Source organism: Arenibacterium halophilum (assembly GCF_005938225.1).
Classification (GTDB): Bacteria; Pseudomonadota; Alphaproteobacteria; order Rhodobacterales; family Rhodobacteraceae; genus Arenibacterium; species Arenibacterium halophilum.
Map to the genome: position 1 here is coordinate 159,079 of NZ_VCPC01000005.1, position 10,440 is coordinate 169,518.

10 protein-coding genes are annotated in these 10,440 nt (G+C 62.0%); all 10 read right to left on the bottom strand.

Going from position 1 to position 10,440, the window contains the following annotated elements; translation table 11 throughout:
• Window positions 1–79: 79 nt before the first annotated feature.
• Window positions 80–1,501 carry a M20/M25/M40 family metallo-hydrolase gene (locus tag FGK64_RS20005; protein WP_138865641.1) on the bottom strand — a complete coding sequence of 474 codons (1,422 nt, stop codon included), beginning with the start codon at window positions 1,499–1,501 and terminating at the stop codon, window positions 80–82.
• A 6-nt stretch (window positions 1,502–1,507) separates the two neighbouring features.
• Window positions 1,508–2,218: a GntR family transcriptional regulator gene (locus FGK64_RS20010; protein WP_246057840.1), complete on the bottom strand. Its 711-nt coding sequence runs from the start codon at window positions 2,216–2,218 to the stop codon at window positions 1,508–1,510.
• Between the two features lie 113 nt (window positions 2,219–2,331).
• On the bottom strand, window positions 2,332–3,747 hold the full coding sequence (locus tag FGK64_RS20015; RefSeq protein ID WP_210236592.1) for an amidase: 1,416 nt from the start codon (window positions 3,745–3,747) through the stop codon (window positions 2,332–2,334).
• A 491-nt stretch (window positions 3,748–4,238) separates the two neighbouring features.
• Complete coding sequence (locus FGK64_RS20020; RefSeq protein WP_246057839.1) at window positions 4,239–4,766, bottom strand: MarR family winged helix-turn-helix transcriptional regulator; 528 nt, start codon at window positions 4,764–4,766, stop codon at window positions 4,239–4,241.
• A gap of 97 nt (window positions 4,767–4,863) precedes the next feature.
• Complete coding sequence (locus tag FGK64_RS20025) at window positions 4,864–5,796, bottom strand: DMT family transporter (protein WP_138865644.1); 933 nt, start codon at window positions 5,794–5,796, stop codon at window positions 4,864–4,866.
• 17 nt (window positions 5,797–5,813) lie between these two features.
• Window positions 5,814–6,260: a hypothetical protein gene (locus FGK64_RS20030; RefSeq protein WP_138865645.1), complete on the bottom strand. Its 447-nt coding sequence runs from the start codon at window positions 6,258–6,260 to the stop codon at window positions 5,814–5,816.
• A gap of 10 nt (window positions 6,261–6,270) precedes the next feature.
• Window positions 6,271–7,263 carry an ABC transporter substrate-binding protein gene (locus tag FGK64_RS20035; protein WP_171054165.1) on the bottom strand — a complete coding sequence of 331 codons (993 nt, stop codon included), beginning with the start codon at window positions 7,261–7,263 and terminating at the stop codon, window positions 6,271–6,273.
• Complete coding sequence (locus FGK64_RS20040; protein ID WP_138865646.1) at window positions 7,256–8,449, bottom strand: Gfo/Idh/MocA family protein; 1,194 nt, start codon at window positions 8,447–8,449, stop codon at window positions 7,256–7,258. The genes FGK64_RS20035 and FGK64_RS20040 overlap by 8 nt, the downstream gene beginning before the upstream one ends.
• On the bottom strand, window positions 8,439–9,377 hold the full coding sequence (locus tag FGK64_RS20045; protein WP_138865647.1) for a PDR/VanB family oxidoreductase: 939 nt from the start codon (window positions 9,375–9,377) through the stop codon (window positions 8,439–8,441). Before FGK64_RS20045 ends, FGK64_RS20040 begins: the two co-directional genes overlap by 11 nt.
• 137 nt (window positions 9,378–9,514) lie before the next feature.
• Window positions 9,515–10,084, bottom strand: a complete 570-nt coding sequence (locus FGK64_RS20050) for an antibiotic biosynthesis monooxygenase (protein ID WP_138865648.1) — start codon at window positions 10,082–10,084, stop codon at window positions 9,515–9,517.
• Between the last annotated feature and the right edge of the window lie 356 nt (window positions 10,085–10,440).

Sequence of the window (10,440 nt, forward strand, 5' to 3'; positions counted from 1 at the left end):
CACGGGCAGAGGCCGTCTTTTTCTGGGTGTCGTTTTCTGGCGTGTCGAAGTTGCGATCCGTCGGGCCTCCTGTCTTTTCTCAGTGATTTACAAGCGGGGCCCGTTCATCGGACGACAGCGCGCCGATGTCCCAGAACACACCCGCCATCAGCGCCAGGCCATCTTCGTAAAGACCGATAAGCCCATGTTCGTTGGGGCCGTGCTGCCCGCAGCCGCCATAGCTTTGCGGCAGCCACATGATCGGGATGCCCAGCGTTTCCTTGAAATACTCGGATGGTCCCGAGGCGCCGATCGTCGGAATGATGTTGGGCCCGTCGCCAACAGTCTGACGCATGGACCGGGCAACCATCTGCACCCACGGATGTTCCGGGTCGGTCCGCGACGGCGGAAACATGTCCCGCTCGGACACAAGCTCAACCACGACCTCGGGGAACCCCTGTTCTTCCAGATGCCGTCGCAGCGCTGGGGCCACGTCGTCTGCATCTGTATCGACGGTGTGGCGCAACTGGATCCGGGCGCGGGCGAACCCCGCAACGGCAGGCACCGGGTTCTCTGGCTGGCCGCTGATCATCGAAAGAACGATGGCACTGTTCCAGGCATAGATGCGTTCGGTCCGCGACATCTCCGGCTCACCCCACCCCTCATCGGGCGAGGGCGCGCCGGGCTGGTCCTTGACCTTCACATCACGGCTTGCCGCGCGCACCGCCTCGGGAACGTTCTTGGGCCGCCAGCCATCGACCATGATCCGGCCTTCGCGGGAAATGATCGTTGAAATGGCGTGCGACAGAACCACTGCCGGATCCTTGAGCAATCCGCCCCAGTGGCCCGAATGGTGGCTCCCCTCGCGCAGATCACACACCAGATCGACCGAAAGACCGCCGCGGGTGCCCAAGGTGATATCGGCGACATCCATGCTCTGGCGCGGACCGTCCAGCGCGATGAAAACGTCCGACGCAAGCAAGTCCCGCTTGTCTTTCAGAAATTGCTGAAGACCCGGCGAACCGGCCTCTTCGCCCATCTCGATCAGCACGGTCGCGTTGAACCCCAGAGCGCCGCGTTCTTCCAGAACGGCTCGAAGGCTGTCGATGGCGATCAGATGCTGGCCCTTGTTGTCCACGGTGCCCCGGCCATAGACTCGGTTGCCTTCAATCTTCAGCGTCCAGGGGTCCAGATCGGCGCGCCACCGTTCGGGCATCGCACGCACCACGTCGCCGTGGCCATAGATCAGCGCTGTCGGCAATTCCGGGTCTTCGTGGCGCCGCGCCACGAGAAAAGGACCATGCTCGGGCAGGGGATTGTCGAAGATGTCGATCTGGAAGCCCATATCGGCCAGGTAGGGGCCCATCACCTCGTGACAGTAACGCTCAAGTTCGGGCTTCCGAAGCGGCGGGTGGCTTTCGCTCTGCACCGCCACGAGCCGCCCGAGCGTTTCTAGAAACACGCCAGATTCCAGATACCCTTTGGCCCGTGAAATCGCTGTATTGCGCCCGTTGTCCTGCATCTTGCCTCACTTGTCCTTTGTTTCAACCTTGCGCGTCCGGGCGTCCGGACGGCTGGCCTTGCGGTCTTCGATGATGCCGATCGCGCGGTCGCGCGCCCGCATCAGGTAGCGGCGATAGACTTCGGCCGCCTCATCTGCCTGCCGCGCGCGCGCGGCCGTCAGCACATCGCGCATCAACCCGATGGTGATCTGATGCTCGTCGTATGTGGTTGTGCGATAGAGCATCACCCGGATGTAGCTGATCCGGCTTTGCAGCGACTCGAGCACCTGAACCGCCACGGCATTTCCGCCGCCTTCCCAGATTTGATGCACGAACCGGCTCAGCAGCCGCGTGTAATCGTCCTCGCGGCGCCCGGCAGCGGCCAACGCGCCATCCAGCAGAGGCGCCATCCGGTCCAGGTCCGTCTCTGGAACCTGCGCCACGAACCGGCGCAACAGCTCGATTTCCAGAATGAGCCGCAGGTCGAACATATCTCTGACCTCATCGACCGACAGTTCCGACACCACCAACCCGCGCGTTCCTTCGCGCCGGACCAAACCTTCGGCCTCGAGCAGCCGCAGAGCTTCGCGGACGAGCGTTCGGCTGACACCGGTCTCATCGCAGAGGTGCCGTTCGATCAATGCCTCTCCCGGTTTGTAATGCACCGACATGATCGCCTCGCGGATGACGTTGGTCGCCTTCTCGCGAAATGTTTCGTTATCTGCCCTCACTCGCATTTCCACGTTACGTCTCCTCCATTTTCCGTCCGTGTCCGGCTGCTGCATGGCAACCCACGCGCCAACCGTCAAACGGTCGGCGGCACAGGGCCTATGCTCTGCCGGGCTCGGTATCACGCAACGGGCTCCATCTCGTCGCGGACGGTCACCGCGCCAAGCGCGGCGATGTCGGGAACGGGGCGAGCCGTCAGCGGATTGCGCGCCAGGACCTCCTCCAGCGCACATGCGACATGCATCAGTTTCAGGTCTTCGTTGCGGCGCCCGACCAGTTGAATGCCGAACGGCATCCCCGCGTGATCGACACCACAGGGGATCGAAATTGCCGGATGGTTCAAAAGCGTGATCCCATAGGTCAAACCGACATATTCGAAGTAGTTTGCCATCGGCTTGCCATTCACCTTGGCCGGATAGACCTCGTGTTTGGGCCATGGCGATACGCCCACGGTTGGCGTGATCAGGATGTCGTAGGTTTGAAAGAACCTCTGCGCGCGGCGATAGATTTCGGTCTGATCGGCCATCGCCTGCCCGACATCGCCCACCGTAAACCGCGCCGCGTGCTCCAGGTTCTGCGCAACAAGGCGGCCCCACTTGCCGGGCTGCTCGCGCTCGCGTTTGGAAAACATCCCAAGATAGTTGGCCGCGCGCAGCACCTCATAGGTCCACTGGACATTCCCAAGGTCGGGTGTGTCCGAGGCGACATCGCGAAAGACTTGCGTGAAGCACGACAGCCGATCGCGGAACACCTGACGAAGGCTGTCTTCGATCGGAGCGAACCCCAGATCTTCCGAAGTTGCGATGCGCAACCCTGCCAGGTCGACGGGCCGGTCAAGCGACCAGTCCATCGGCGTGGCAAGGGGGTCCATCGGATCGGATGTCGCCATCGCCCGAAGCAGCAACAGCGCATCCTCCGAGGTCCGCGCCATGGGCCCCTGCACCGGCAGATGCGACAGCCCGATCATGCGCCGGTCGGAGGCGACGATACCGGCGGTAGGACGCATACCCACCACGCCACAGAACGACGCAGGAATACGGAGGCTGCCGGCATTGTCGGACCCGTGGGCCAGCGGCATCATCCCCGTGGCCAGCGCAATCGCTGACCCGCCAGAGGATCCGCCGCAAGTCAATGCCGGGGAAAAGGGGTTCCCGCTGACACCATAAACCGGGTTGAAGGTATTGCCCCCTGCCCCATGTTCCGGCGTGTTGGTCTTGGCGAACACATTGGCGCCCTTTGCGCGAAGGTTGGCAACAAGCGCCTCGTCCTCGTCTGGCACCTGATTGCGGAACATTTCCGAGCCGTAGGTCGTGGTCAGCCCCGCCGTGTCGATCAGGTCCTTGATCCCGATCGGCAAACCGTGCAGCGGCGTCAGATCTTCGCCGGCGATGACAGCCGCCTCATCCGCACGGGCGCGCTCAAAGGCAGCCTCGCGGGCGATGGCAACCACCCCGTTGACCGGTGCGTTCACCGCGTCGATCCGCGACAGGCAGGAGTCGAGCAGCTCCACAGGTGACAGATCCTTGGTTCCGATCATCCGCCGCGCTTCCGCTGCACTAAGATCACACGCCTGCATTCACTGGAACTCCTTGTTTTTCCGGCCCTCGGGCACCCGATTAGACGGCACTCGCCCTCGGCATTTTGGCCGAAAAGTGCACTTGGCATACATCGACGTTATGTATTTTCAATATGTTGCGCAACATAGAAAGTTAGAGATCTATCATATTACGGCTGCCTGCGCCACAATTTCCAAATCAAAAATCTCAGGGAAGAAGTTGATTTCACGGCGATTTCGGGCCGCCCCGATTGCTCTCTCGGCTCGCGAAAATCCCTGCTCATTTTTCGGGCACTCCGCCTTCGGGCCACGACGGCAAGCCGGATTTTGATCGCTTTAAGCGCAAAAAACCGGCGAAGCGTTCGCTTCGCCGGGTCGTGGCGCCGGATGCGCCCGGTTCATGGAATCACTGCACGCCCCACTTGACAGGACGCATCAAGATCGGGCCTTTACCGCCCCCTTCGCGCGGGCCGCTAAAACGCGTTCTGAGATCGTGTCGCGGGCATCTTCTGGCCGCGTTTCGCGGCGGCGCGCTCGTCATGTTCAAGGTTGTGGATCATCAACGTCAGCGCCTTGCGCAAGACCTTCTGCTCGTCATCGCTCAGCCCGGCCACTGCCAGATCGTTTGCCTCGACCGCCAGGGGTTCAAGCTTGTCGCGCAATTGCCACCCCCGTTCGGTCAGATAGGCGTGCTGGCGCCGCCGGTTGCCTTCGGCGTTGCGACGCACGATGAACCCCAATTCTTCCATACGCGACAGCGCCGTGTGGGCCGTCGGTTCGGTCAAATTGGCACGGTTGCTCAGCTCTCGCTGCGACAGACCATCCCCGCGCCACAGGATCCTGAGAAATATCCATTGGCCAAACGTCACGCCCTCTGTCGCAAGCCGCAATGTCAGCGAACGGTTAAAGGCACGCGCGGCCAGCCGGATCAAACGGGCCAGCCGCTCTTCCTGCAAATCCGGCTCCGCAGGCACGCGGGATTCGTCGGATATCTTCTTCATGCGCTCATCCGTAATTGATGTCACGCGCATGGTAATCGATTTTAATGCGGGTCGGAAACCGACAATTGCGGGTGGTCCCGCCGTGGTCAAACCTCGCCTATCCCAAGGTGATCACGAGTGTTCCCAACAGGGCAAGGATGGACGCCACAAGAAACTGGGGGCCGGGTTTGCGCTCTGACTTGAGTAGCAGCGCAGAAAGCCAGGCGGCGATGAACATCTCGACCGATCCGATGATGGCAACGGCCGTGACCGTGGTCAGGCTCAACGCGAAGAACTGGAATATCTGGCCCAGCGATACCGCCGCTGCAGCGATCAGCTGCCAAAGGGCCGGGCGCCGGAACAGCGACAGGTAGTCGGCCCGCCCCCGGCGTGAAAATGGCGCAATCGCCGCCCCGCAAAGCAACCCTGTCACGGCACCGATAAAGGTACCCAGCAGCGGATCGGGCAACCCGGCCAAGGCGAACTTGCGGCTGACATAGGCGCCGCCATAGCTGGCCGACGACACGGTTCCCAGAATTCGACCGTGGCGCAGATCTTCGGGCGCGCGCCTGCGCAGATCAGGCCTGTCGGGTGGTCGTGCCCCCGACATGCGCCCGCCAAGGGCCACGACTGCGATACCCGAAAACACCAGCAGGATCCCGGCCGCGACGGGAAGCGTGATACGCTCGCCCAGAAGCAGGATCGCAAGCAGCGCGGCGAACACCGGGATCAACCGTCGCAGGATTCCGATTTCGATCGCCCCGACAAGTTCGACGGCCCGGAACATTAAAACACGACCGGAAATGTTGGCCAGCACACCGGCGAGGACGAAATAGCCCACTCCAAGCCACACCGTCAGTCCCGGATCCGGCAATGGCCTGCCCATCACCAGCCAGCAGATACCCGCCAGAAGCGCAGTCAGCAGCACCGAAAGATAGGCACCATTGCTGGAGTTGCCGGCCTCGGCGTTGCGGTTGATGGCGACCGCGCTGAAGCCGTAGCAAAATGCCGACACCAGTGCGAACAACTCGCCAAGGAAGGGAATGGCCATGACGCAGACGGCGCGCCTTACTCGGTGTCCTGGCGCAGCAACGCAAGCAAGCGTTCGGCCGAAGTCACTTCGCGCAGAGGCAGGGCATTCTGCTCTTCGCTCGGATCGACTTCATAGCTGAGTCCCTGCCCATCCCAGAACCACCAGTAGACAATATTGCCCTGCTTGTCGCGGATCGGCATTCGGAAGGTCGGGAAGCGATGCGCGATGTCCGAGATGTCGATCGTCGCCGCGACCTCATGGGCCACGCCCAGACGCTTCAGGGCGCCGGCCAGCGGGATCATGACCGTCTGGTGCGCCGGCCCCTTGGCCAGCGCAGTCAAGTCCGTCGGGCGGCTGTCGTGACGTCCCGACAACACCCGCACCACCGTTGGATAGCTGGGGTGGTCATGGGTCACCAGCACATAGGCCAGACCCACTCCGGTATCGACTTCGACAAGATCTCCCGGGCTGAATTCCTTCATCGTGCCCCCCTTACAGGCTGTAGGCTTCAAAGGTCGACGGGTGGAAAAGCTCTTCGATCGCCACGCGACGCGGGGACAGGCCCTGGGACGCATGGTAGCCAAGGAAGGTGTCGAGCGTGTGCGTATTCGCGGCCACGCCATAGCTCCACGGATCGGGGCCCATCAGGGCCTGCGCCCGGTTCAGTGTGTCCTCGACAAAAGGCATGGTGACCTTGGTTGCCGATGTATCCTGCAACGCGGCTGTCGCCAGCGCCTTGGCCTCGGAAAACCCTTTCATCAACGCACCCGGCAGCCACGGATGGGCATCGGCCAGCGACCGCCGCAACCCGACAACATGCATGATCGGGAAAATCTGCGTCTTGCGGAAATAGTCTTCGGCAGCACCGATGCTGTCCGTGAACAGCCGTCCGACGTGCGGATGCCCCTCGGCGAAGCAACGCGGCCAGCGCGGGCCGATGAACCCGTCGATCTCGCCGTCCATAAGCATCTGGTTCAACGTCGACCCATCGGGCGCCGCTTCGACAACGACATCCGATGGCAGATCGACCTTGATCTTCTCGGGTCGGCCGGGCGTATCCATCCCTCCGCGGACCCAGGTGATGTCTGACGGTTTGACCCCGTGATGCTCTTCAAGAATGCCACGCACCCAAACGTTGGCCGACAGTTGATATTCGGCAATGCCGATCCGCCGCCCCTTCAGATCTTCCGGGCTGTCAATGCCGCGATCGGTGCGGATGTATACCGAGGTGTGGCGGAAGGCGCGGCTCAGGAACACAGGGATCGCAACATAATGCGCATCGCCGCGTGCCACCGAGATCGAGTAAGACGACAGCGACAATTCCGATATGTCGCAGGCCTGATGGCGGAACGCGCGAAAGAACATTTCTTCCGGGGATTGCAGCATTGGCACCGGATCGACGCCATCGATCTGCACCCGCCCATCCACAATGGCCCGCGTCCGGTCGTAGTCGCCCATTGCCAGGGACAGGGTCAGTTTACTCATGCTCGATCTCCTCTTGGTTCAGGCCGCATTGCCGGCCGAGCCTGACCGGAGCTCCGGTTTCGGCTGATGTCAGAATGGCGTGGCACACTTCGAGGCTGGCCAGCCCCCAGTGCCCGCTTTGCGCCGGTGCCCGACCCTGCCGGACCGCCCCGTAAAGCGCGTCGATCACTTCCTGACGCGGCACCGGGCCGACCGGAGCCTCGACAAAGCGGCGCTCGGTGTCGGCAAAAATCTCGACACCACCGGGTGTCAGACGCAGGTCGGCCCGGTCGCAAATCGCAATCACCGGCCCGAAATGTTCGTGATGCGTTGCCTTGGCCGGCGCCTTGCCCTGACCGAAGGTTCGCGTCGTTTTGAGTTTCGCCTCAGACTCGGCATCCAGCCCGATCAGGGCGCTGCGCGCGGCACCGTAACCGCCAGATGGTTTTGGCGCGCCAAGCTCGCCGATATCATCCATCCAGATATCGCTGTCGAAATGCGCGTAGCCGGAATAGGTGAGCGTGGCAAAGGCTCCGCCCGCGAACGACAGCAAGGCCGAATAGGCACCTTCCGTCGGGCGGTCCGGATCCCAATTCCCGGTCATCGCGAACAATGTCTCGGCTTGGCCACCGCAAAGCAGGCGCACCATGTCGATCTGATGGATACCCTGGCTGAACAGCACGCCGCCGCCTTCTTCGGTGCGAAGCTCTTCGGGACGACGCGGGCGATACAGGAAATCGGTATAGTTGAACGCCTGCACCATGCGCAGCGCGCCAAATTCGCCGCTGTCGATCAGCCGCCGCGCAAGCGCCACCGGCGCATCGAAACTGTGGCTCGGCCCGACAATCAGATGCCCGCCGCTCTCTTCGGCCGCCGCCACCATCCGCTCGGCATCTTCCATCGATACCGAAAGCGGCTTGTCGACCAGCACATGCTTGCCGCCCTTAAGCGCCGCAATCACATGGTCTGCGTGCATCTGATGCGGCGTCGCCACATATATCGCCTCGACGTTCGGGTCCGACGCCAGTTCGTCGACCGAAGCATATCCCGTTCCGCCGAAGTCCCGTTCGAATGCGGCCCGGCTTTCGGCTCGCGGCGCGGCGGCAGCGACCAGCCTGATCCGAGGATCAGCCTGAAATGCCGGCAGCGTAAGCATGAAGGCGCGCCCAAGTCCGGCAACGCCAAGGCGGACGGGATCAGAGGTCAAGGACCAGCTTCCCCGATGTGGCCCGCGACACGCAGATCATGATGTATTCGCCCTTTTCCTCGTCCATCAGCACCATGTCCCGGTGATCGGCATCGCCCGAGATCAGCCGCGTCTTGCAAGTGCCGCAGGTCCCGCTTTCACAAGAGCTGACGGTCTTGTGGCCGGAATCGCGCAACGCCTCGAGGATCGACCGGTCCTCGGGGACAGTGACCGTCTCGCCCGATTTCGCCAGTTCGACCTCGAAGGCCACATCGTCGGCCCGCACAACGTCGATCGGCTTGAAATCCTCGAAGTGCACGCGCCCCTCGGGCCAGTGGCCGGAAATCGCCTTGATCTCTTCCATCAGGGGCTTGGGTCCGCAACAGAACACATGCGTCTGCTGCGGTTCGGCAAAGTGGTCCCAGAAATCGTAAACCTTTTCCGGATCGCCATCGTCGTGATGGATCAGAACGCGGTCGCCGTAGGCTGCCGTCAACTCGTCCAGATACGCCGTCTCATTGGCACTGCGCGTGCAATAGATGATATTGAACCGCTTGTTCTGGCGCTCGAGTTCCTGCGCCATTGCATAGATGGGAGTGACCCCGATGCCACCGGCAATCAGCAGGTATTCTGCCACATCGGTCAGCGGAAAATCGTTCTCGGGCGGCTCTACATCCAGTTCGGTCCCCTCAGAGGCCGCCTCATGCATCGAAGACGACCCGCCGCGCGACTCCGCCTCGCGCTTCACCGCGATCATATACGACTCTGGAGACGATCCATTGCCCACAAGGGAGTAACGACGCATCGCGCCCGAAGGCGTCTGAACCGTCACATGGGCACCTGGCGTAAAGTCGGGAAGCGTAGAGCCATCGACCGCCACAAGGGTGAATTCGGCAATCTGGTCGGTCAACGCCCGCTTGTGCGCAACCTTCATTCTGATGCTGTCCATCGGACCTCCCCGAACCATTTTCAAAAGATTACTTAGATACCTAACAATATCATGTCAAGCGAACCTGCGGCCCGACAATCCTGCGGCCGCTTTGCCTTGAGCGGGCGGTTTCCTGCCCCGGGTTCGCGTTACAAAGTTCAGGTTCTCAGCAACCAGGGGCGCAGCACGCGGGTCAGCCACGGCACGATAAACGCGGTGGTCAGCCCGGTCAGAACCGCTGCTACGATGAACAGACCCGCAACCCAGTGCACCCGTTCCGTCAGCGGCCGGAATGCCCAGACAAGTGCCACCAGTGCCGGGTAAACCGCCAGCATGCTGGTGGCCCAGCGTTTCCAGAAGGGAGGCGCGGGCGGCGTTCCGGGCAGGCTTTGGATCGGCGCGAACCAGATCGAAGAGCCCGCGGCCTGCTGCCGTGAAATATCCGCAATCGCGAGAGATTCGATTCGATCCAGCAGGGCCCGCCGCTGATCCGACGCGGTCCAGCTCGCAAGCGAGTCCGCATCGCGAAACCGCAGGACGACAAAGAAATCCACCCCAAGTCCGCCGTCGCGTCGGATCACATCAAGGCCAAGAAAGCCCTCGGCCTCCGAAACCCGCTGTCCGATTTCAGTCAGAGCCTCGGCACAGGCCGCCGCATCGCGCTCGCGCACGCGCAGCGCCACCAGCATCCGGGTCTCCGATTCCTCCAGCATCGCTGCCGTCTCCATCTCTTAAGTCTCCATTTGCGGGGCGGCCCCGCAGCTTTTTTCCATAGATGTGGAAAAATTACTTGTTTTCATCTCGGCCCAATCCCGGACTTCTGCCAAGAACAAAGCAAAACTCCATGTTTCTCTGGCCGATACCGGTCGCGCACCAATACAACGCCCATCCGCAACGGCCATCTGACCCGAGCGCGGCCGTCAATTCGTATTGAGATATATTAGAGACCTAAGTAACATGCCGTCCAGCCCAAGTTGGCCGCCACGAGCGGAACCGGAGGAGATGACAGGATGCTTACGCGCGAAGAGAACGACATGTTGACGCTTGTGTCAGGTGATGCGGCGATGGGAAAGCTGATGCGTCA

Coding starts and splice junctions, on each gene's coding strand:
- FGK64_RS20020 (WP_246057839.1), bottom strand. CDS start 4,766: ATGAAGAAGATATCCGACGAATCCCGCGTGCCTGCGGAGCCGGATTTG.
- FGK64_RS20045 (WP_138865647.1), bottom strand. CDS start 9,377: ATGGACAGCATCAGAATGAAGGTTGCGCACAAGCGGGCGTTGACCGAC.
- FGK64_RS20010 (WP_246057840.1), bottom strand. CDS start 2,218: ATGCGAGTGAGGGCAGATAACGAAACATTTCGCGAGAAGGCGACCAAC.
- FGK64_RS20035 (WP_171054165.1), bottom strand. CDS start 7,263: ATGAGTAAACTGACCCTGTCCCTGGCAATGGGCGACTACGACCGGACG.
- FGK64_RS20025 (WP_138865644.1), bottom strand. CDS start 5,796: ATGGCCATTCCCTTCCTTGGCGAGTTGTTCGCACTGGTGTCGGCATTT.
- FGK64_RS20050 (WP_138865648.1), bottom strand. CDS start 10,084: ATGGAGACGGCAGCGATGCTGGAGGAATCGGAGACCCGGATGCTGGTG.
- FGK64_RS20015 (WP_210236592.1), bottom strand. CDS start 3,747: ATGATCGGAACCAAGGATCTGTCACCTGTGGAGCTGCTCGACTCCTGC.
- FGK64_RS20005 (WP_138865641.1), bottom strand. CDS start 1,501: ATGCAGGACAACGGGCGCAATACAGCGATTTCACGGGCCAAAGGGTAT.
- FGK64_RS20030 (WP_138865645.1), bottom strand. CDS start 6,260: ATGAAGGAATTCAGCCCGGGAGATCTTGTCGAAGTCGATACCGGAGTG.